This is a genomic window from Microbacterium sp. Se63.02b (genome assembly GCF_014171575.1).
Lineage (GTDB): Bacteria > Actinomycetota > Actinomycetes > Actinomycetales > Microbacteriaceae > Microbacterium.
Genome location: NZ_CP050453.1, coordinates 2,637,459 through 2,658,761, shown reverse-complemented (window position 1 = coordinate 2,658,761; position 21,303 = coordinate 2,637,459). Strand labels below are relative to the sequence as shown.

General features: G+C 68.7%; 17 protein-coding genes and 7 pseudogenes. 20 read left to right on the top strand and 4 right to left on the bottom strand.

The genetic code is table 11. The annotated features are described in order from the left end of the window. Positions 1-37: 37 nt before the first annotated feature. Positions 38-514, top strand: a complete 477-nt coding sequence (gene smpB / locus G4G29_RS13055; RefSeq protein ID WP_183150427.1) for an SsrA-binding protein SmpB — start codon at positions 38-40, stop codon at positions 512-514. Between the two features lie 10 nt (positions 515-524). On the opposite strand, the gene G4G29_RS13050 is transcribed toward smpB, so the two are convergent. After that, a complete protein-coding gene (locus tag G4G29_RS13050) occupies positions 525-1,832 on the bottom strand; it encodes a prolyl oligopeptidase family serine peptidase (RefSeq protein WP_244632001.1) in 1,308 nt (435 codons plus the stop codon). A gap of 745 nt (positions 1,833-2,577) precedes the next feature. Between G4G29_RS13050 and G4G29_RS13045 the strand changes: the two genes are divergently transcribed. Further along, positions 2,578-3,525 (top strand): methylenetetrahydrofolate reductase, encoded by a 948-nt coding sequence (locus tag G4G29_RS13045; RefSeq protein ID WP_183150426.1) that lies wholly within the window; start codon positions 2,578-2,580, stop codon positions 3,523-3,525. A gap of 21 nt (positions 3,526-3,546) precedes the next feature. Next, positions 3,547-5,850 (top strand): annotated as a pseudogene (gene metE / locus G4G29_RS13040) (5-methyltetrahydropteroyltriglutamate--homocysteine S-methyltransferase). Positions 5,851-5,916: 66 nt separating this feature from the next. Here the strand turns inward: metE and lexA are convergent. Further along, positions 5,917-6,602: pseudogene (gene lexA, locus G4G29_RS13035) on the bottom strand (transcriptional repressor LexA). Between the two features lie 287 nt (positions 6,603-6,889). Here lexA and G4G29_RS13030 point away from each other — a divergent pair. The 6 genes and pseudogenes from G4G29_RS13030 (at position 6,890) to G4G29_RS13005 (ending at position 11,278) form a co-directional block, all read left to right on the top strand. Beyond that, positions 6,890-7,258, top strand: a complete 369-nt coding sequence (locus G4G29_RS13030) for a LysM peptidoglycan-binding domain-containing protein (RefSeq protein ID WP_183150425.1) — start codon at positions 6,890-6,892, stop codon at positions 7,256-7,258. Between the two features lie 54 nt (positions 7,259-7,312). Beyond that, positions 7,313-8,405, top strand: a pseudogene (locus G4G29_RS13025) (histidinol-phosphate transaminase). A 70-nt stretch (positions 8,406-8,475) separates the two neighbouring features. After that, positions 8,476-9,009: pseudogene (gene hisB / locus G4G29_RS13020) on the top strand (imidazoleglycerol-phosphate dehydratase HisB); the annotation flags it as partial. A gap of 4 nt (positions 9,010-9,013) precedes the next feature. Next, a complete protein-coding gene (gene hisH, locus G4G29_RS13015; RefSeq protein ID WP_183150424.1) occupies positions 9,014-9,649 on the top strand; it encodes an imidazole glycerol phosphate synthase subunit HisH in 636 nt (211 codons plus the stop codon). A 103-nt stretch (positions 9,650-9,752) separates the two neighbouring features. Next, positions 9,753-10,498: pseudogene (gene priA, locus G4G29_RS13010) on the top strand (bifunctional 1-(5-phosphoribosyl)-5-((5-phosphoribosylamino)methylideneamino)imidazole-4-carboxamide isomerase/phosphoribosylanthranilate isomerase PriA). Continuing rightward, positions 10,482-11,278: pseudogene (locus G4G29_RS13005) on the top strand (SseB family protein). The pseudogenes priA and G4G29_RS13005 overlap by 17 nt, the downstream one beginning before the upstream one ends. A gap of 39 nt (positions 11,279-11,317) precedes the next feature. On the opposite strand, the gene G4G29_RS13000 reads toward G4G29_RS13005, so the two are convergent. Continuing rightward, positions 11,318-11,716 (bottom strand): DUF1844 domain-containing protein, encoded by a 399-nt coding sequence (locus G4G29_RS13000; RefSeq protein ID WP_183150423.1) that lies wholly within the window; start codon positions 11,714-11,716, stop codon positions 11,318-11,320. Positions 11,717-11,939: 223 nt separating this feature from the next. Between G4G29_RS13000 and infC the strand changes: the two genes are divergently transcribed. The 3 genes from infC (at position 11,940) to rplT (ending at position 13,279) form a co-directional block, all read left to right on the top strand. Continuing rightward, positions 11,940-12,593 carry a translation initiation factor IF-3 gene (gene infC, locus G4G29_RS12995; RefSeq protein WP_183150422.1) on the top strand — a complete coding sequence of 218 codons (654 nt, stop codon included), beginning with the start codon at positions 11,940-11,942 and terminating at the stop codon, positions 12,591-12,593. Between the two features lie 72 nt (positions 12,594-12,665). Continuing rightward, complete coding sequence (rpmI, locus tag G4G29_RS12990) at positions 12,666-12,860, top strand: 50S ribosomal protein L35 (RefSeq protein ID WP_017828564.1); 195 nt, start codon at positions 12,666-12,668, stop codon at positions 12,858-12,860. A gap of 32 nt (positions 12,861-12,892) precedes the next feature. Next, positions 12,893-13,279 carry a 50S ribosomal protein L20 gene (gene rplT / locus G4G29_RS12985; protein WP_017202428.1) on the top strand — a complete coding sequence of 129 codons (387 nt, stop codon included), beginning with the start codon at positions 12,893-12,895 and terminating at the stop codon, positions 13,277-13,279. 8 nt (positions 13,280-13,287) lie between these two features. Here rplT and G4G29_RS12980 read toward each other — a convergent pair whose 3' ends face one another. Beyond that, on the bottom strand, positions 13,288-13,740 hold the full coding sequence (locus G4G29_RS12980) for a DUF2809 domain-containing protein (protein WP_183150421.1): 453 nt from the start codon (positions 13,738-13,740) through the stop codon (positions 13,288-13,290). A gap of 57 nt (positions 13,741-13,797) precedes the next feature. Here G4G29_RS12980 and G4G29_RS12975 point away from each other — a divergent pair. From G4G29_RS12975 to G4G29_RS12940, 8 genes and pseudogenes are all read left to right on the top strand, one after another. After that, positions 13,798-14,609, top strand: a pseudogene (locus G4G29_RS12975) (RNA methyltransferase). Between the two features lie 36 nt (positions 14,610-14,645). Next, positions 14,646-15,317, top strand: coding sequence for a response regulator transcription factor (locus G4G29_RS12970; protein WP_183150420.1), 672 nt, complete (start codon positions 14,646-14,648; stop codon positions 15,315-15,317). Between the two features lie 3 nt (positions 15,318-15,320). Then, entirely contained in the window at positions 15,321-16,697 is a 1,377-nt protein-coding gene (locus tag G4G29_RS12965; RefSeq protein WP_183150419.1) for a HAMP domain-containing sensor histidine kinase, read from the top strand. Continuing rightward, positions 16,694-17,656 carry a TAXI family TRAP transporter solute-binding subunit gene (locus tag G4G29_RS12960; RefSeq protein ID WP_244632000.1) on the top strand — a complete coding sequence of 321 codons (963 nt, stop codon included), beginning with the start codon at positions 16,694-16,696 and terminating at the stop codon, positions 17,654-17,656. Before G4G29_RS12965 ends, G4G29_RS12960 begins: the two co-directional genes overlap by 4 nt. Before the next feature lie 255 nt (positions 17,657-17,911). After that, positions 17,912-18,658: an amino acid ABC transporter ATP-binding protein gene (locus tag G4G29_RS12955; protein ID WP_183150418.1), complete on the top strand. Its 747-nt coding sequence runs from the start codon at positions 17,912-17,914 to the stop codon at positions 18,656-18,658. A gap of 64 nt (positions 18,659-18,722) precedes the next feature. Next, positions 18,723-19,640, top strand: coding sequence for a glutamate ABC transporter substrate-binding protein (locus G4G29_RS12950; protein ID WP_183150417.1), 918 nt, complete (start codon positions 18,723-18,725; stop codon positions 19,638-19,640). A 79-nt stretch (positions 19,641-19,719) separates the two neighbouring features. Continuing rightward, entirely contained in the window at positions 19,720-20,367 is a 648-nt protein-coding gene (locus tag G4G29_RS12945; RefSeq protein WP_183150416.1) for an amino acid ABC transporter permease, read from the top strand. Then, entirely contained in the window at positions 20,364-21,266 is a 903-nt protein-coding gene (locus tag G4G29_RS12940) for an amino acid ABC transporter permease (RefSeq protein ID WP_183150415.1), read from the top strand. The genes G4G29_RS12945 and G4G29_RS12940 overlap by 4 nt, the downstream gene beginning before the upstream one ends. The last annotated feature ends 37 nt before the right edge of the window (positions 21,267-21,303 follow it).

Here is a 21,303-nt window from a genome sequence, read left to right as displayed (position 1 = left end):
AGATCGGCCGAGCTCGTCACGGCAACAGGAGAGCATCATGCCCAGGGAACGCGGAGAGAAGGTCGTCGCGACCAATCGTCGCGCACGTCACGACTACACGATCGAGAAGTCGTACGAGGCGGGGATGGTACTCACCGGCACCGAGGTCAAGTCGCTGCGCCAGGGCCGCGCGAACCTCAGCGACGGGTACGCGTTCGTCAAGGGCAACGAGGTCTTCCTCGACGCCGTGCACATCCCGGAGTACTCCCAGGGACACTGGACGAACCACTCGGCCAAGCGCATCCGCAAGCTCCTGCTGCACCGCGAGGAGATCGCGAAGATCGCGCACGCCGTCTCGGCGGGCGGATACACGCTCATCCCGATGAAGCTCTACTTCTCCGACGGCCGCGCGAAGGTCGAGATCGCCCTCGCCAAGGGCAAGCGCGAGTACGACAAGCGCCAGACCCTGCGTGAGCGTCAGGACACCCGCGAGGCCGAGCGCGCCATGCGCCTGCGCAACCGCGTGGGGGAGTAGCGCGAGGTCGTCACAGGCGCGGTTCGAAGCCGAACACGCGTCCGAGGAAGGTCAGTTCCCGTTCGAGCGCATCGATGATGTTCTCGGCGCTGCGGAAGCCGTGACCCTCGGTCGGATACAGGACGTACTCGTGATCGATGCCACGGGCGACGAGGGCGTCGCGGATGGCCTCGGACTGCGTCGGCGGCACCACGCGGTCTTCTCCGCCCTGCAGCAGGAGCACCGGCACGGCGATCCGGTCGACGTGGGTCAGTGGCGATCTCTCGATGTACACGTGCTCGTACGAGGGCAGCGGTCCGACCAGGCCGTCGAGGTACGACGCTTCGAAGTCGTGGGTCTCCGCCGCCAGCATCCGCAGGTCTGCCACGCCGTAGCGGCTCATCCCGGCAGCGAATGCGCCGCCGCGCACCAAGGCCGACAGCACGGTCCATCCGCCGGCTGAGCCACCGCGGATGGCGATGCGTGCGGCGTCGGCGAGCCCCGCATCCGCGAGCCCGCGGGCGGCGGCGATCACGTCGTCGACGTCGACGACGCCCCACTGCCCGTCCAACCGCTCTCGGTAGTCGCGGCCGTAGCCGGTCGAACCGCCGTAGTTCACGTCGAGCACCCCGACGCCGCGGCTCGTGTAGAAGGCGATGGTCGTCGAGGATGCGCCGGTGACGTGCGCGGTCGGTCCGCCGTGCACCAGCACGACGTACGGGGGCAGCTCGTCATCCGGCGCTTGGGCCCCGGGGTTCGCGGGTGGATAGGCGAAGGCATGCACGGTGCCGTGCGGGCCCTCGACCTCGATCGGCAGGGCGCGGGGCATCCACTCCGGCTCGACGGGCTCACCGCCGCGCACTGCGACGACCTCCCCGGAGTCGACGTCGACGCACCAGAGACCTGGCGCGACGACGGAGCCGTTGCCGGAGAGGAGGACGCGCGTGCCGTCGACGTCGTCCACGCTCACGTGGCCGTCGGCGGGGACATCGAGAGGACGGGCCGCACCATCGGGATCGATCACGACCACCGCGTCGCGGCCGTTCGTGCGGACGGCGACGATCCGTCCGTCGTCCAGCAGCTGGTACCAGCGGTTCCCGAGGACCCAGAGCCCGTAGCCGGTGTCGGCGTCGACAGCCGCGAACGGCTCAGGATCCGCCGTCGCTCCGTTCCCGTCGATCGCGACGCGGTGCAGGGCCCACCGGCCACTCGGGTCGTCGGCGAACAGAAGCTCCGCATCCGTCCGCCACTCGGGCTGCAGTGCCGCGTGCGAGGGGATCGTGCGGGCTTCTCCGCCTGCGAGTGCCGCGACGCGCACCTGGGCGGATTCCCACGGCATGCGACCGCGATCCCAGGCCACCCACGCGACCCGCTCGCCGTCGGGGGGAGAGCGGGGTGGGCGAAGAACCCGTCGCCCTCGGAGACCACACGGATCGCCGAAGCGTCTTCGGCGGCCGAGCCGTCGAGCGGGATCTCGACGATCGCGCGAGTGTGCGGCTCTGTCGACAGGTCTTCGCGCACGGCGAGGAGGTGGCCGCCCTGAAGGCGCAGCCCCCGTGCGAGGGGCCGGGAGATGTGAGCGGAACGGGCTCTGCCCCGGCGTGAGCCGCCACACGCGCTGATCGCCCGCATCCACGAAGTACAGGCCGCCGACCGCATCGCTCGTCCAGGCGCCGCCTCCGTACTCATGCACCCGGGATCGCGCGCTCCACGGTGCGGGGAGGATCTCCGCACCGGACGAGCTCCGCACCGTGACCCGACCCTTCTCGGACGGGACGGACTCGCCCCACCAGATCTCGGAACCGACGAAGCGGGCGCCGTCGATCCGAGGGGAGGAGGCGGCGACGGACGCGGCGGAGAAGGGCGAGGACCAGGAACCGTACGGGGACGACATGCCTCGAGCCTATGCGGCGATGACACACGACGTCACACACGTGCACGGACCCTCCGCCGTGTTCTAGGTTTCTGGAAACGCACCGGTTCGCCCCGGAGCGTGGAGCGACAGCCGAGCCCGGCACCCGCCCGCGAACGACGCCATCTGTGTCGTGCGCGGTCCCCGGCCCGCCTTGTCCCCAGGAGAGAAGATGTCTTCCGAGACTGAGACCTCAGGCACCCCTCGAGTGCCCTTCTCCTTCGAGCTCTACCCTCCGCGTTCGGAGTCGAGCGAGGAGGCGCTGCACGAGACCGTGCTGCGCCTCGCCGCAGCAGGACCCGACTTCCTCTCCGTCACCTACGGCGCCGGCGGTTCGACGGGCGGCCGCTCGCTCGACGTGCTGCGCTTCATCAGGGAGCGCACGGATGTCGAACCGCTCGCGCACCTGACCTGCGTCGGCAACACCTATGCGGGCGCGGCGACGCTCATCCGCGAGTTCCTCGACGCCGGCATCCTCAGCTTCCTCGCCCTGCGCGGCGATCCGCCGGTCGGCCAGACCGAGGGGGTACCTCGGCGACCTCGAGAGCGCGGCTCAACTCGTGCAGCTGATCGACCGCGTGCAGGCGGAGCGGGCTCCCTACGAGGAGTCCCCGGTGCCGGGCTTCCCCGTGCGGCGCGCGTCGATCCGCGGCGCAAGGTGAACATCGCGGTCGCCGCGTTCCCCAAGGGGCACCCGCGCGCGACGCACCGGACGCAGGATGTCGAGGCCCTCCTCGCCAAGCAGGCCGCGGGTGCGACCTTCGCGATCACGCAGCTGTTCTTCCACCCCGACGACTACCTCGCATTCGTCGAGCGCGCTCGTGCCGCCGGGGTGTCGATCCCGATCCTGCCCGGCATCATGCCGATCACCTCGCCCGCCCGTCTGAAGCGCGTGCTCGAACTCACCGGAGAAGACCTCCCGAGCGAACTCGCGATCGCGCTCGACGTCGAGCCGACGGCGCAGGGCCGTCGCGAGATCGGGATCGAATGGGCCGCCCGGCTCGCCCGCGACGTCGTGGCCGGAGGCGCGCCGGGCGTGCATCTCTACGCGTTCAACCAGCACGAGACCGTCCTCACCGTCCTCGCAGAAGCCGGCATCCTCCCGGCTCTGCGCCACTGAGCCCCGCCGAAAGGAAACACCATGACCGCATTCCCTGAGGGCACCGTCCTCGGTTACCCCCGTATCGGCCGTCGCCGCGAGCTCAAGAAGGCCGTCGAGGCGTTCTGGGCGGGTCGCATCGACGAGCAGGAGTTGGAGCGCACCTCCGCCGAGCTGCGTGCGGCGACACGCGACCGTCTCGCTGCCCTCGGGCTCGGACGCGACGACTCGGCCATCCCGGAGTCGTTCTCGTACTACGACCAGGTGCTCGACGCCGCCGTCACCGTCGGCGCGATCCCTGCGCGCTTCGAGAGCCTGCGTGCTGCAGACGGCACCGTCGGTCTCGCCGCGTACTTCACGATCGCCCGCGGCGAGGGGACCGCGCGCCGCTCGAGATGACGAAGTGGTTCGACTCGAACTACCACTACCTGGTGCCCGAGATCGGTCCGGAGACCGTGTTCTCGCTCTCCAGCGAACGGCTTGTCGGGGAGGTCGCCGAGGGCATCGCCGCCGGCTTCGTGACCCGCCCGGTGGTCGTCGGTCCGGTGACGCTGCTCGCGCTCGCGAAGGCGTCCGACGATGCCCCGGAGGGCTTCGACCCGCTCTCGCGTCTCGAGGATGTGCTCCCCGTGTACGTCGAACTGCTCGCGAAGCTCCGCGCCGCAGGCGCGGGTGGGTGCAGCTGGACGAGCCGGCGCTCGTGAGCGAGTCCCTTCCCGCGGACGTCGCGCAGCTGTCGGAGGCGGCCGCGCGAGCGCTGGCTGTGCTCGGCGGTGCGAGCGATCGCCCGTCGATCCTGGTCGCCGCTCCGTACGCCGAGCTCGGCGCGGTGTTCCCGGTGCTCGCGGCAGCGCCGGTCGAAGCCATCGCCGTCGACCTCGTGCGCGGGGGCGTTCCCGCCGCGGCGGCCGGCCTCGAGGGCAAGACCCTCGTCGGCGGCGTCGTCGACGGACACAACATCTGGCGCGGTGACCTCGCGAAGGCCTTCGGTGCGCTCGAAGAACTCCGCGCGCTCGGTGCGCCCGTCGCGGCAGCCACATCGACCTCGCTGCTGCACGTGCCCCACGATGTCGCGGACGAGTCGCAGCTCGACGCCCGATTGGTCTCCTGGCTGGCCTTCGCCGATCAGAAGGTCGAGCAGGTCGGTGTTCTCGCCCGTGGCCTCGTGGCGGGACGAGGCGCGATCGCCGCAGAGCTCGATGCGGCGTCCGCAGCACTCGCGGACCGCCTCACCGCCCCTGGCGTCCGTGACGGTGCCGTGCGTCAGCGCGCGCTGGGGAAGCTGACTTCTCCCGCGTCTCGTACGAGGAGCGCGAGGTCGCGCAGGAGGCGCTGGGTCTTCCCGCGCTGCCCCTGACGACGATCGGCTCGTTCCCGCAGACCGGCGACATCCGTCGGGCCGCGCGCGCTTCACGCGGGGAGATCCCGGCAGAGGACTATGACGACTTCCTGCGCCGCGAGGTCGCCAGTGTCGTCTCGCTGCAGGAGGACCTCGGTCTCGACGTGCTGGTGCACGGCGAGCCCGAGCGCAACGACATGGTGCAGTACTTCGCCGAGAACCTCGACGGTTTCGCAGTCACGGAGAACGGCTGGGTGCAGTCCTACGGCTCCCGTGCCACGCGTCCCTCCATCCTGTGGGGCGACGTCTCGCGGCCGGCGCCGATCACGGTCGACTGGTCGACCTATGCGCAGTCGTTGACGACGAAGCACATGAAGGGCATGCTCACGGGACCCGTGACGATCCTCGCGTGGTCGTTCGTGCGCGATGACCAGCCGCTGGGCGAGACCGCGAACCAGGTGGCCTTGGCGCTGCGCGACGAGATCACCGATCTCGAGAGGGCCGGCATCGCGATCATCCAGGTCGACGAGCCCGCGTTGCGCGAGCTCCTGCCCCTGAAGAAGGCAGACCAGCCGGCGTACCTCGACTGGTCGGTGGCATCGTTCCGCCTCGCCACGGGCGGTGCTGCCGCCGGCACACAGGTGCACACCCACCTGTGTTACTCCGAGTTCGGCGTCGTGATCGATGCGATCCGCGCCCTGGATGCCGACGTGACCTCGATCGAGGCGGCACGCAGCCGGATGGAGGTCGTCGCCGACATCGCGGAGGTCGGCTTCGACCACGGCATCGGGCCCGGCGTGTACGACATCCACTCGCCGCGGGTGCCTACTGTCGAGGAGGTCGAGTCACTCCTGCGCCGGGCGGTCGAGGAGATCCCGACCCGTCAGCTCTGGGTGAACCCGGACTGCGGCCTGAAGACCCGTGGATACGACGAGACGACCGCGTCTCTGCGCAACATCGTTGAGGCGACCCGTCGCGTGCGTGAGGACGTGAACGTCACGGCCTGATCCGCCCGTACCGCGCGAAGGCCCTCCCGGATTCCGGGAGGGCCTTCGTCGTGAAGCGGCGGAGCGTCAGACGGCGCGGAGCACGGCCACGACCTTGCCCAGCACCACGGATTCGTCGCCGAGGATCGGTTCGAAGGAGGAGTTGCGGGGGAGGAGCCAGGTGTGGCCGTCGCGACGGCGGAGCACCTTGACCGTGGCCTCGCCGTCGAGCATGGCGGCGACGATCTCGCCGTTCTCCGCATTGTTCTGCGACCGAACGACCACCCAGTCGCCGTCGCAGATCGCGGCATCGATCATGGACTCGCCCGACACCTTGAGCATGAACAGGTCTCCCTTGCCGACGAGCTGGCGCGGGAGGGGAAGATCTCCTCGACCTGCTGGTCCGCCGTGATCGGCACGCCGGCCGCGATCCGGCCGACCAGGGGGACGAGGGCGGCGTCTCCGACGGGAGTCGCCACATCGGCCGGGTTCTCACCGCTCGCCCCTGGGAGGTCGATCAGGACCTCCATGGCCCGCGTCTTGCCGGGGTCGCGGCGCAGGTAGCCGCTCAACTCGAGCTGCCCGAGCTGGTGCGTGACGCTCGAGAGGGACTTGAGGCCGACGGCGTCGCCGATCTCGCGCATGCTCGGCGGATAGCCGTGGTGCGCGATGGAGTTCTGGATGACCTCGAGGATCGCCATCTGCTTCGGGCTCAGGCTCTTGCGACGGCGCGTCCGCGGTGCCTCCGACTCGGGGGCCGAGTTCTCGCTCATGGTGCTCCTTAAGTGCGGTGATCCGACGTCGCTCTTCGAATGTCGGAGGCCCGTGGTGGGGTGTTCTTGTCGAAACCGTATCCGAGAATCGGCGCGATCTGGAAGATCTGTTCGAGCGTGTCGCCCGAAAAGCGGAGGTGGTTTCGAAGAATACTTGACAGATGTTCGAACTCGAAGATATCTTCGGTACGTAGCTTCGCATTCACGGCTCCCGGCCGAGTCGGGAATGCGAACGCTACGCCAACTTCCCCGAGGCTCCGGCCGAGGGACAGGCTAAGGAGCACGACATGAGCAGCATCAGCTTCAGCACCGCAGCGGTCATCCCGGCGCAGGCCCGACCGGCCACGCGACTCCGACTGACGGCGCGTGGACGTGGCGTGCTGCTCGCTCTCGCCTCCCTTCCTCTGGCCGCCGGCATCGCGTTCGCGGCACTCAGCGGGGGCAGCGCCGCCGCCTCCGGGGCGGATACGGCGGTCGCCGCGGTCGAGACCGTGACGGTCATGCCGGGAGACACCCTCTGGTCGATCGCCACCGCTGTCGCTCCGAACTCCGACCCCCGAGACGTCATCGGCGAGATCAGCCGCATGAACCTGCTGCGCAGCGGTGGACTCCAGGTCGGCCAGGAGCTCGCGATCCCGGCGGAGTACACGAACTGAAGCCTCGCGGGAGGCGACGCGACGTTTCGTCATCCGCACGACCAGCCGCTTAACATGGGGAGGGTGACCTTCTCCCTCAATGATCTTCCTCTTCGTGATGATCTTCGCGGTCTGACGCCCTACGGTGCACCGCAGGCGCCCCTCCCGATCGCGTTGAACGTGAACGAGAACACGCATCCGATCCCGGATGCCGTCGCGAGCGACATCCTCGACGACATCGCGGTGGCGATCCACGAGGTCAACCGGTACCCCGACCGGGAGTTCACGGCACTCCGGGAGGCCTTCGCCGAGTATCTGGGGCACGGCCTCTCCGCGGACCAGATCTGGGCGGGCAACGGATCGAACGAGGTGCTCCAGCACATCCTGCAGGCCTTCGGAGGGCCGGGGCGCACCGCGTTCGGCTTCGCACCCACGTACTCGATGTATCCGCTCATCACGCAGGGGACCGGGGCCCGTTGGATCGCCGGCACGCGGCAGCCCGACTACACGATCACCCCGAGGAAGCCGCGGAGCAGGTGCGCGCCGCCGACCCCGACGTGATCATCCTGTGCACGCCCAACAACCCCACGGGCACTCCGCTCGGACTCGATGTCGTCGAGGCCGTGTACGAGGCCGCTCGAGGGATCGTGATCGTCGATGAGGCCTACCAGGAGTTCGCGCCCCACGACGCCCCTCGGCCCTGACGCTCCTCGACGGGCGTCCTCGCCTCGCGGTGTCCCGCACCATGAGCAAGGCGTTCGCCTTCGCCGGGGCGCGGGTCGGATACCTGGCGGCCGACCCCGCGTTCATCGATGCGCTGCGTCTGGTGCGCCTGCCGTATCACCTGAGTGCGCTCACGCAGGCGGCCGCGGTCGCGGCACTGCGCAATGCCGACGTGATGCTCGGGATGGTCGAGGAGATCGTCGAGCAGCGCGACCGGATCACCGCGACTCTCGAAGCGCTCGGCTATGCACCGCACGAATCGTGGTCGAACTTCGTCCTCTTCGGCGGGGTGGCGGACCCGCACACGACATGGCAGCAGCTGTACGACCGCGGCGTGCTGGTGCGCGATGTCGGGATCCCCGGACACCTCAGGGTGAGCGCGGGCACCGAGGCCGAGACCACGGCGTTCCTCGATGCGCTGGCCTCGATAGGATCGGCATCATGAGCACCCCGTAACGACGCCGCGCACCGCGAGCCGTGTCCGCAGCACGTCGGAGTCCACCGTCGAGCTCGAACTGAACCTCGACGGCACGGGTGCGAGCCGCATCGACACCTCGGTGCCCTTCTTCGACCACATGCTCACGGCCTTCGCGAAGCACTCGCTCACCGACCTCACCGTGCGCGCTTCGGGCGACACCGACATCGACGCGCACCACACGGTGGAAGACGTCTCCATCGTGCTCGGCCAGGCGATCCTGGAAGCTCTCGGCGACAAGTCCGGGATCTCCCGCTACGGTGACGCGCTCGTGCCGCTCGACGAGGCCCTCGCGCAGGCGGTCGTCGACATCTCCGGTCGGCCGTACCTCGTGCACAGCGGCGAGCCCGCGGGATTCGAGCACCACCTCATCGGGGGCCACTTCACGGGATCGCTGGTGCGTCACTCGTTCGAGGCCATCACGTTCAACGCGGCGTTGACGGTGCACGTGCGCGTGCTGGGCGGACGCGACCCGCATCACATCGCCGAGGCGGAGTACAAGGCCTTCGCCCGGGCGTTCCGCCAGGCCAAGGCGCTGGATCCGCTGGTCGAGGGCATCCCCTCCACCAAGGGGCACTGTGAGCAGGACGCCCCGGGTCGCGGTCTTCGACTACGAGTCGGGCAATGTCCACTCGGCGGTCAAGGCGCTGGCCGCGGCCGGAGCGGATGCGGTGCTGACGCGCGACCGCACGGCGGCGCTCGAGGCCGATGGGCTCCTGGTTCCGGGCGTCGGTGCGTTCCAAGCCGTCCGCGATGCGCTGCACGCGCACGGCGGCGACGAGATCATCGATCGGCGATTGGCCGGAGGCCGCCCGGTGATGGGCATCTGCGTCGGCATGCAGGTGCTCTTCGCGCACGGCGTCGAGCGAGGGCACGACACCGAGGGCTTGGGCGAGTGGCCGGGAGCCGTCACCGAGCTCAATGCGCCGGTGCTTCCCCACATGGGCTGGAACACGGTCGAGCCCGGAGCCGACAGCGTCCTGTTCCGTGGACTCGAGGAGGAGCGCTTCTACTTCGTGCACTCCTACGCGGCGCAGTCGTGGGAGCTCGATGTCATCCCTCCGTTCCCCGAGCCTGTCCTCACCTGGACGACGTATGGCGATCCGTTCCTCGCTGCCGTCGAGAACGGGCCGTTGTCGGCGACGCAGTTCCACCCGGAGAAGTCGGGTGAAGCGGGCATCCAACTGCTGCGCAACTGGGTCGGGAGTCTCTGACCCCGACCGTCGACGTCATCCGTTTTGTCAGCCGCCCGTCGGCGGACTACCCTCGGTTCTCGTGCCCGGTCCGGGCCGCTGACCTTCCCGATGCAAGGACCCCATGAACGACTTCGCGCAGTCCCCCTCGCTCACGCTCCTTCCCGCGGTCGATGTCGCCGGGGGAAAGGCCGTCCGCCTCACCCAGGGTGAGGCCGGGTCCGAGACGAGCTACGGCGACCCGCTCGACGCCGCAGGGGAGTGGGCAGCGCAGGGCGCGAAGTGGATCCATCTCGTCGACCTCGACGCGGCATTCGGGCGTGGCAGCAATGCACCGATCCTGCGCAAGGTGATCAAGCAGTTCAAGGGCGTGAACATCGAGCTCTCCGGCGGCATCCGCGACGACGCGACGCTGGAGGCGGCACTCGAGAGCGGCGCCACCCGGATCAACCTGGGCACGGCAGCGCTGGAGAACCCCGAGTGGGCGGCCGATGTCATCGGCCGTTTCGGCGAGGCGATCGCGGTCGGCCTGGATGTGCGGGGCACGACGCTCGCCGCCCGCGGCTGGACCAAGGAGGGCGGCGACCTCTGGGAGGTGCTCGAGCGCCTGGAGGATGCCGGCTGCAGCCGCTACGTGGTCACCGACGTCACCAAGGACGGCACGCTCCGCGGCCCCAACCTCGAGCTGCTGAGGAGGTCACCTCGCGCACGCCGAAGCCGGTCGTCGCGTCCGGCGGCATCTCGAACCTCGACGACATCGCGGCCCTCCGCGATCTCGTACCCCTCGGTGTGGAAGGTGCGATCGTCGGCAAGGCTCTCTATGCCGGCGCGTTCACCCTGGCTGAGGCACTGGATGTCGCCGGAGACTGACGGGCACGCCTGCGGGCCGGAGTCGCACAACCACGGCGACTCGGCCGGAGTCCCGTGGGAGGGACGCAGCTTCGAGTCGAACCCGCACGCGGCGGATGACGGCTCCGCCGATCCCGCGCTGCTCTCCGCGCTCCTGCGTTTCCGCGCGGGGAGGGCAGTCAGGTCGAGGTCGTCGACGCCTTCCGTTCCGCTCGCGTGCTGATCCCGCTGATCGCCGAGAAGGGCGAAGAGGGCGTCGCGCCGAACGGGCTCGCCGTCGACAAGACGCAGGAGCTGTCGATCGTGACGGTGGCCGCTCCGGATGGGCGCCGCGTGCAGCCGGTGTTCTCCTCGGTCGACGCGATGCAGAAGTGGGACCCCGCCGCGCGGCCCATCCCGGTCGAGGCGCTGCGTGCCGCGCTGGCCGCGTCGGCCGAAGACACCGATCTGATCGTGCTCGACCCGACCTCCGACACGGAGTTCGTGATCCGGCGGCCCGCGGTGTGGGCGATCGCCCAGGAGCACCCCTGGGAGCCGAGCTTCCTCTCCACCGAGGTGTACACCGCGCTCCAGGAGAGCGTGGCGCACGAGTTGGCGGTGATCGACGTCGCTGTGGCATCCGGTGACCCCGATGCCCGCCTGCGCGGCCCCGAGCTGATCGTGATCCTGGAGCTCGTGGACGGCCTCGAACGCGAAGTGCTCGACGCGGTGATGTCTCGTCTGGCTCAGCGCTGGGCATCCGACGACCGGATCGCCGTGCTCGCGGACTCCCTCACCGTCAAGCTCCGCCGCAGCGCCTGACCGCAGCTTCTCGCCAACCTCCGGCGCCCGCGCGCCGTCTCATGTGACCGGGCCGGTCCACTTCTCGCCCGGGCCCTTGCCGATCGGGTCGGGGATCGCGGATGCTTCGCGGAACGCGAGCTGCAGCGACCGGAGCCCGTCTCGCAGCGACCGTGCATGCATGTCGCTGATCTCCGGTGCGCCGGCGGTGATGAGGCCGGCCAGCGCGTTGATGAGCTTGCGGGCCTCATCGAGGTCGAGCTGTGCCGCGGCATCCGGATCGTCGGCGAGGCCGAGCTTGACGGCGGCCGCGCTCATGAGGTGCACGGCGGCAGTGGTGATCACCTCGACCGCGGGGACATCGGCGATGTCTCGGGTGGCCGACGATGCGGCCTCCTCCTGACGTGCCCAGCGCTCTTCGCGCTCGCGTGCAGCCTCGTCCGGTGCCTGGTTCGTCACGTGCCTTGCTTTCTGTTAGACTTTGGCGGGCTTCGGGGCGTCACGCTCCGAATCGAAAGAGGATTCATTTCCCACCCGCGCTTGCCGTTCAAGGCTACCGGGTCTTGCACTCCACCGGTTCCGTCCCTGCGACGAAACCGGCAGACAGGGTGTGGAGCCGGCGTCTGAATGCCGGTGGGTGGGGGACGATTCCGATTTCGCCCGTGATGCAGACAGCATCGCGGTGGCCGAGATCACATCGTCTAAGGAGCTCCGCATCAGCGATCCCCGTACCAATGAGCGCATCCGCGTCCCCGAGGTCCGCCTCGTCGGCCCCGCGGGTGAGCAGATCGGCGTCGTCCGCATCGAGGCTGCACTGCGCCTCGCGCAGGAAGCCGATCTCGACCTCGTCGAGGTCGCCCCCAACTCGAAGCCGCCCGTCGTCAAGATCATGGACTACGGCAAGTTCAAGTACGAGGCCGCCCAGAAGGAAAAGGAAGCGCGCCGCAACCAGGCGAACACGATCCTCAAGGAAGTCCGCTTCCGTCTGAAGATCGAGGCTCACGACTACACGACCAAGCTGAAGCGTGCAGAAGGCTTCCTCAAGGCCGGCGACAAGGTCAAGGCCATGATCCTGTTCCGCGGCCGCGAGCAGTCGCGCCCCGAGCAGGGTGTGCGTCTGCTGCGCAAGTTCGCCGAGGACGTCGCCGAGTTCGGCACCGTCGAGTCGAACCCGACCATCGACGGTCGCAACATGGTCATGGTCGTCGCTCCGCTGAAGAGCAAGTCCGAGGCCAAGCAGGAGCAGAACGCCGTCCGTGACGCGCAGCGTGCCGACAAGAAGCAGGCCGCGCGCGAGGCGAAGAGCGAGTCCGCAGCTTCCGCACCGGCGGAGTAACCCCGCCCCCAGAACTCCCGCACCGCGGGTTGACACCGTCGCCTGAGAAGGCGCCATACGAAGGAAGAGAAGATGCCGAAGCAGAAGACCCACTCGGGTGCTAAGAAGCGCTTCAAGATCACCGGCAGCGGAAAGCTGAAGAAGCAGCAGGCCGGGATGCGCCACAACCTCGAGCACAAGTCGAGCCGTCGCACCCGTCGCCTCAACCAGGACCAGGTGCTCTCGAAGGCCGACACCAAGGTCGCGAAGAAGCTTCTCGGTCGCTGACGCGTCCGACGCACGAATAGGAACACAGGAAAATGGCAAGAGTCAAGCGGGCGGTAAACGCCCACAAGAAGCGTCGCGTCATCCTCGAGCGCGCCTCCGGATACCGCGGACAGCGTTCGCGCCTCTACCGGAAGGCCAAGGAGCAGGTCATCCACTCCCTGGTCTACTCGTACCGGGACCGTCGCAAGCGCAAGGGCGACTTCCGTCGTCTCTGGATCCAGCGCATCAACGCCGCTGCCCGCCAGAACGGCATGACCTACAACCGCTTCATCCAGGGCCTCGGCCTCGCGGGTGTCACGGTCGACCGTCGTATGCTCGCCGACCTCGCGGTCAACGACGCTGCCACGTTCACGACCCTGGTCGAGACGGCGAAGAAGGCTCTGCCCTCCGACGTCAACGCACCGAAGTCGGCTGCGTAAGCACCTCTTCACACAGGGCGCTCTCCTTCGGGAGGGCGCCCTGTGGCGTCTCTCGGCTCCGCGCCGGCCATCGCCCGGCTGACGGCGCCGTCGGTGAGAGCCGTCGCCGCGACGGCCACGGCGTACACGACGATGTCGCGCGCATCGAAGCCGGAGCCGAGGACGAGCGTGGTCGGGAGGAAGACCGACGCCAGCTCGCGGGGGAGACCCGTGAGCTGCAACAGCTCGACGGCGGCGCACACGGCGAACGCGATGACCGCCACCGCAGCGGGATGAGCCCGTGGCGCGACGAGCGCGACGAGCAACGAGATCAGCACCGCGTAGAGCGCATCTCCCGCAATATCGCCCGGGACGCCGGTCACGGTGCGATGCACGATCAGTCCGGCCGCGACGGTGACGGCGGCGAGGACGAGGAGGACGATCCGCCGTCGAGCGATCGGCGTCACGGCATCCGCTCTCATGGGGGCATGCTATCTCGATGGTGCGGGAACCCGTCGTCGGTTCCCTAGACTGTGATCGTGCTGGAGAACCCCCGCTCACCCCGAGTCCGTGCCGTCGCGAAGCTGACCAAGCGCAGTGCGCGAACCGAGACCGGACTGTTCCTTCTGGAAGGCCCGCAGTCGGTCCGCGAGGCGCTCGTCTATCGTCCGGAGGCGATCGTCGAGCTGTTCGCGACGCCGAACGGCTGGGAGAAGCATCCCGACATCCGTGCGCGCGCGGCCGAGGCGGACGTCGACGTCGAGTTCGTGACCGAGTACGTGCTCAATGCGATGGCCGACACGGTCACTCCGCAGGGGCTCGTGGCGGTGGTGCAGCAGACGCCGACGTCGGTGCGTGACATCTTCGATGCGTCGCCGCGATTGGTGGCGATCTGCGAGGAGGTGCGGGACCCAGGGAACCTCGGCACGATCATCCGTGCCGCGGATGCCGCAGGCGCCGACGCCGTGGTGCTGACCGGTCGTACCGTCGACCCCTACAACCCGAAGGTGGTGCGGGCCACGACAGGTTCGCTGTTCCACCTCCCGGTCTCGATCGGGGAGACCTGTCCGACGTCGTCGATCGTGCGCACGCGGCGGGGCTGCGCATCCTCGCGGCCGACGTCAAGGGCGACGACCTGTTGAAGGCGCGGGCCGACGGCGTGCTGGCGGAACCCACGGGTTGGCTCTTCGGCAACGAGGCACGAGGGCTCGAGGACGACGCTCTCGCACTCGCCGACCAGGTGCTGCGTCTGCCCATCTTCGGCAAGGCCGAGTCCCTCAACCTGGCGACGGCAGCGAGCGTGTGCCTGTACGAGAGCGCGTTCGCGCAGCGGGCGCTGTCGCTCGACTGACGTTCCGACCGACGAAGGAAGCGGGAAGCGGGGTCGATGAGGATTCTGATCGTCGAGGACGACGACCGGGTCGCCGGTGCGCTGGAGGCCTTCCTCGCGCGATCCGGCTATGCCACGGTGCGGGCCGCCGACGGGGCAGCCGCGTTGGAGCTCCTCGGCGCGGACACCGAGGTCGTCCTCCTCGACCTCGGGCTGCCCGACATCGACGGCGTCGACCTCTGCCGTCGGATCCGCGGACGTTCCGAGGTTCCGATCGTGATCGTCACGGCACGCAACCAGGTCGCCGAGCGCATCAAGGGGCTGCGCGCCGGTGCCGACGACTTCGTGGTGAAGCCCTACGACGTGCACGAGCTGCTCGCCAGGATCGAGGCGGTGACGCGACGCTCGCGGCCGATGCGTCCCGAGTCCGACGCGCGGGTGCGGCTTCTCGACGGCGCGCTCGAGATCGACCTCGTGTCGCGTCAGGTGCTGTCGGACGGCGTACCGGTCGACCTCACCCGCAAGGAATTCGACATCGTCGCCGTCCTTGCACGGTATCCCGGTGTGGCGGTTCCGAAGGAGCGCCTGATCCGCGAGGTATGGAACACGGATTGGCGCGGATTCGGGCACTCCCTCGAGGTGCACGTCGGGGCGATCCGCAAGAAGACCGGCGCCCGCGGCGTAATCGAGACGGTCCGCGGCGTCGGCTACCGGCTCGCAGGATCCTGAGCCATGCGTCGCCGTCTGGTCATCGTGTTCCTCGTCCCCCTCGTGGCGATCCTCGTCGCCCTCGGCGGCGCGGCAGGCTGGAGTGCGGCCGGGAGCGTGCAGCAGTCGTTCTACACGCAGCAGCTCGGTGACCTCGGGTACTTCGTCACGAGCGCCCGCCAGGCGCTGCGGTCGGGGAGCGCGACGGTGATAGACGCCGAGGTGAGGCGGTTCCGAGAGGTGTACGGCATCGACGTCACCGTGTTCGACCTGGGCGGTGGCGTCTGGGCCTCCGGCGATCAGGACGCGGCGGCGCTCACGGACGAGGACGCGGAGCGGGTCAGGCTCGCTCTCTCCGGGCGTCGAGCGGAGCAGCCTGCAGCGGTGTACCCCTGGTCGGTCGCCGACGCCGCTCTCGCCGAACCGGTGTTCGACGATGGCGACGTGATCGGTGCGGTGATGGTCGCGGGCGATGTCGATGCTCCCCGTGCCGCCATCCTGCAGCAGATCCTGGTGATCTCCGCGATCGCGCTCGTCCTGATCGCGCTCGGGGTGCTGCTGGTGTTCCGCCTCGCCCGCTGGGTGCTGTCGCCGGTCGGACGACTCGACGAGGCGATGGTGGCGATCGAGCGCGGCGAGATGGACGCGCGGGTCGCGGAGGATGCCGGTCCGCCAGAGCTGCGACGGATGGCGCGTGTCTTCAACGGCATGGCCGACGAGATCGAGAGGGTGATGACGCGGCAGCAGGAGTTCGCGCTGAACGCGTCACACGAACTGCGCAATCCGCTCAACGCCCTGCTCCTGCGGGTCGAGCATCTGGCCACGGGACTGGGCACGGAATGGCGTGAGGATGTGGAGGAGACGAGGGAGGAAGGCCGACGGATGACGCGCATCCTCGAGACGCTCCTCGGACTCGCCAGAGGAAGCAGGGGTGATTCGCCGATGTCCGCGGTCGATCTGTCGACCCTGGCGGCTCGTCGCCGCGATGCCTGGCGCGATGTCGCCGGGAACCGTGGCATCACCCTGGTGGGGTCGGGGGAGGCCTCTGTGATGAGCGTGACCGACAGGACGATCGTCGAGAGCGCCCTCGACGCGGTGATCGACAACGCCGTGAAGTTCTCCCCGGATGGCGCGCCGATCGAGATCGGCGCGCAGCGGGAGGGCGGGGTCTGCCGCATCACGGTCCGCGATCACGGCCCTGGGCTCAGCGAAGAGCAGGCGGCGGCGGCGACCGGCCGGTTCTGGCGAAGTGCCGAGAGCGAGGACACGCCCGGCACGGGGCTCGGGCTCGCCATAGCGAGCGATCTGCTGGAGACGGTCGGTGGCGAACTGACGGTCGCGGCGGCTGCGGACGGTGGACTCGTCGTCGCCCTGCAACTGCACGACAGGACCACCCCGTGAACGTCGGGGTGCGGCGGGTGATCGCCGGGGCCATGGCTCTCGCGCTGCTGGGGGCCTTGGCGGCGTGCACCCAGCGGGCGAGCGAATGGACCGACGCGGAGTACGCGATCGCCAGCGGCGGATCGACGGGCGTCTACTACGACTACGGAAGCCATCTCGCGGCCGTGCTCTCCGGCGAGCTGGATGTCCGGATGACCGCCCTCGAGACGGCCGGTTCGGTGGACAACCTGCTGCGCGTGAGTTCGGGAGAAGCGCTGGTCGGTTTCGCACAGGGAGACGCCGCCGCAGATGCCGTGGCAGGGGCCGGGGCGTTCGAGCATCCGCTGGAGGTGCAGGCCGTGGCTCGTCTGTACGACGAGTACGTGCAGGTCGTGGTGCGCGGCGACTCGGAGATCGCGGACATCGGTCATCTCGCCGGGCGCACGATCTCGCTCGGCGCCGAGAACTCCGGGGTGAACGTGATCGCTGCGCGCGTCCTCGATGCGGCCGGTGTCGACCTCGCGTCGGTCCGCAACCCGAGGTTCGACCTCGGAGAGTCGATCCGCGCGATGGAACAGGGGGAGATCGACGGATTCTTCTGGGTCGGCGGGCTCCCCACCCCCGGCGTCTCGGAACTCGCCCAGGTGACGGCGGTGCGCCTGCTGCCGATCGAACAGGAATGGGTCGACCGTGTCAACGAGCGATACTCCGATGCGTATCGCCCCGCCGATGTGCCGGCCGGCACCTACGGCCTGACGGACGCTGCGACCACGATGGCGGTTCCGAACTATCTCGTCACTGCGTCCTCCACCCCCGACGGCGTGGTCCGCGACATCCTGACAGGCCTGTTCGACGCCCGGCTGCGGATGGCCGGTCAGGTGCCGACCGCGGCACTGCTGGACCGCCGCTCGGCGATTTTCACCGGCCCTGTTCCCCTGCATCCGGGGGCGATCGACTACTACCGGGATCTTCGCGGCTGACGGCTCAAGAAATCCTCAAGAAGTCTGACACGGGGGCCGCCTTCTGCCAGTGTGAGGGCGATCGCACACGATCGGAGGCCTGCCGCTTCACTGTCGCTGGGAGTGCAGCAGCGGGATGATCCCGCGGCCCGAGGGGGCGGGCCGTGGGGTGCCCATGCAAGGCAGCATTGGCACCGCGATCAGGTGATTACGAACGTGTAAATCTCACCGGAGTGCCTGGAACCACGCGTACGACGTGGCTAGTTTGGAGAAATGATGACCTCTGGTACACCCCTCGTCGTTGTCGAGAACGTTCAGAAGCACTACGGCGACTTCCAGGCGCTCGCCGACATCGATCTGACGGTCAACTCCGGCGAGGTCGTCGTCGTGATCGGCCCGTCCGGTTCCGGCAAATCGACCCTGTGCCGCACCATCAACCGGCTCGAGACCATCACGAGCGGATCCATCCTCATCGACGGCAAGGAACTGCCTGCCGAGGGCAAGGGCCTCGCCACGCTCCGTGCGGACGTCGGCATGGTCTTCCAATCGTTCAATCTCTTCGCCCACCTCACGATCCTCGAGAACGTGACCCTCGGTCCGATCAAGGTCCGCGGCCTCAAGAAGGCGGATGCCGAGGCCGAGGCGATGCTGCTCCTCAAGCGCGTCGGCGTGGACCAGCAGGCCTCGAAGCTGCCGGCACAGCTGTCCGGCGGGCAGCAGCAGCGCGTCGCGATCGCCCGTGCGCTCGCGATGCAGCCGAAGGTGATGCTGTTCGACGAGCCGACCAGCGCGCTCGACCCCGAGATGATCAACGAGGTCCTCGACGTGATGGTCGAGCTCGCCCATGAGGGCATGACCATGATCGTGGTCACCCATGAGATGGGCTTCGCACGCAAGGCGGCCGACCGCGTCGTCTTCATGGCCGATGGTCGGATCGTGGAGGAGGCGACTCCCGAGGAGTTCTTCACGAACCCGAAGAGCGACCGTGCCAAGGACTTCCTCTCGAAGCTCCTCACGCACTGAGCGCCTGACCTCAGCCCCTCGTACCCCACAGACCCTGCACACACAGCACACGAAGGAGACGCACATGCGACGCACACGGACACTGGCAGGCATCGGAATCGCAGCGGCGGCGCTGCTCGCCCTGACGGCCTGCAACAGCGGAACCCCGTCGAGCACGGGAGCGCCGGAGGACGGCGGCGACGACGACGCGTCCAGCGCCACGCCCTGGACGGTGTTGACGGACGTCAGCATCGACGGGAGTCCGACGTTCGACCGGATCTCGTCGTCGGGCACGGTCAAGGTCGGCGTCAAGGAGGACCAGCCGGGTCTGGGCTACCTCGACCCGGTCACCGGCGACCGCACCGGCTTCGACGTCGACATCGCCCGCTGGATGGCGGCCTCGCTCGGGGTCGACCCGGAGAAGATCGAGTTCACGGCGATCGCCTCGGCGAACCGCGAGCAGGCGATCGTGAACGGCGACATCGACTACTACGTCGGGACCTACTCGATCACGGACAAGCGCAAGGAGCAGATCTCCTTCGCCGGCCCCTACTTCGTCACCGGACAGGGCCTCCTCGTCGGCGCCGACAGCGACATCGAGAGCGTGGACGACCTGGACGCGTCGACCATCGTCTGCTCGGCCACCGGCTCCACGCCGATCCAGAACATCAAGGAGAACTACCCCGAGGTGAAGACCAAGGAGTACGACACCTACTCGAAGTGCGTCGAGGACCTCAAGAGCGGCCAGGTCGACGCCGTCACCACCGACGAGGCGATCCTCATCGGCTACGCGGCCCAGGACCCCGACAAGCTCAAGGTCGTCGGAGAGCCCTTCAGCGAGGAGCGCTACGGCATCGGCGTGGCCAAGGGCGATGACGCGCTTGTCGAGTACTTCAACACGCAGCTGACCGACGGCGGAGACATCTGGCAGCAGATCTTCGACAACAACCTCGGCGCGTCCGGCGTCGAGGCGAAGCAGCCCGAGGTCGACCCGGTCGGTTGATTCAAGGGGGCGGCCGACACCATCGGCCGCCCCTTCATCGGCAGGGCCATCGCGAGAACACGAATCGACAGGAGCAGCTGTGGGAGTCATCAGCGACCACCTCGACCTCTGGGGTGAAGCACTGTGGGGCACGATCGTGCTGTTCCTGGGCGGCGGGCTCATCGCCCTGGTACTCGGACTGATCGTCGGCGCGGCCAGGGTGTCCCCCGTGCCGATCGCCCGGGCGGTCGGCGGCGTCTACGTCAATTGGATCCGCAACACGCCGCTCACACTCGTCATGTTCTTCTTCGCGTTCTGCCTGCCGCTCCTCTTGGGGGAGCGCGTGAACCCGCTGATGTTGGCGGTCAGCGCCCTCGGCATCTACACCGCGACCTACGTCGCGGAGGCGCTGCGCGCCGGCATCAACACGGTGCCGGTGGGGCAGGCCGAGGCGGCACGGGCGATCGGCCTGAACTTCGGTCAGGTCATGCGCTACGTCGTGCTACCGCAGGCGACACGCTCGGTGGTTCCTCCGATGATGAGCGTCCTCATCGCCCTGATGAAGAACACCACGGTGGCCGCGGGCTTCTCCGTCGTCAACCTCGGCACCATCCGGGCGTCGCTGAGCGAGCGGGGTGAGAACGCGCTGGCTGTCCTGCTGTGGGTCATGGTCGTCTTCGTGGTCCTGGTGCTGCTGCTCGGCTGGCTGCAGCGCGTACTCGAGAACAAGTGGAGGATCGCACGATGACTTCCGTCCTCTTCGACGTCCCGGGTCCCCGTGCCGTCGTCCGGAACCGCCTCATCGGCGCGCTCACGGTGCTGGTCGTCCTGGCCGTGCTCGGCTGGGTCGTGTGGCGCCTGTTCGCCACCGGACAGTTCACCGCGGAGAAGTGGAACATCTTCACCTTCTCGGCCGTCTGGGTTCGGTTCGGCGAAGGACTCCTGGCCACGCTGGCCGCTTTCGCCGTCGCCGGTGTCGGATCCATCGTCCTCGGCTTCCTCCTCGGCGTCGGACGCCTCTCCGAGCACGCCTGGGTGCGCGAACCCGTCCGCTGGATCATCGAGGTGCTTCGGGCCGTGCCCGTCCTCATCCTCATGATGCTGCTGTATTACGGCCTTCCCGTGATCGGTGTGAAGATGCCGCCGTACTGGGCGGTCGTCATCGCGCTGATCGTCTACAACGGCTCCGTGCTCGCCGAGGTGCTGCGCGCGGGGATCGAGTCGCTGCCACGGGGACAGAAGGAAGCCGGATACGCGATCGGACTGCGCAAGACAGGAGTGATGTACTTCATCCTGATCCCGCAGGCGGTCCGGGCCATGATGCCCGTGATCATCGCGCAGCTCGTCGTCGCGCTGAAGGACACCGCGCTCGGATTCATCATCACGTACCAGGAGCTGCTCTACGTCATCAACCAGATCGGCAACCAGGCGCCCTACGGCTCCCCGCTGATCCCGGCGGCGATCGTCGGCGGATCGATGTACGTGGCCGTGTGTCTCCTGCTCTCCTACATCGCGTACCGTCTGCAGCGCCGAGCCAAGCGCTCGCCGAAGGCAGGACCTGCGGTGCCGGATCCCCGTCAGCACGGAGGCGAGACCAACACCTCGCTCATCGTGCTGCAGGGCGACGGGTCTGAGGCGCCGCGCTGATCCGCGAAAGGCACCCGCGCGCCCCCGGTAGACTCGA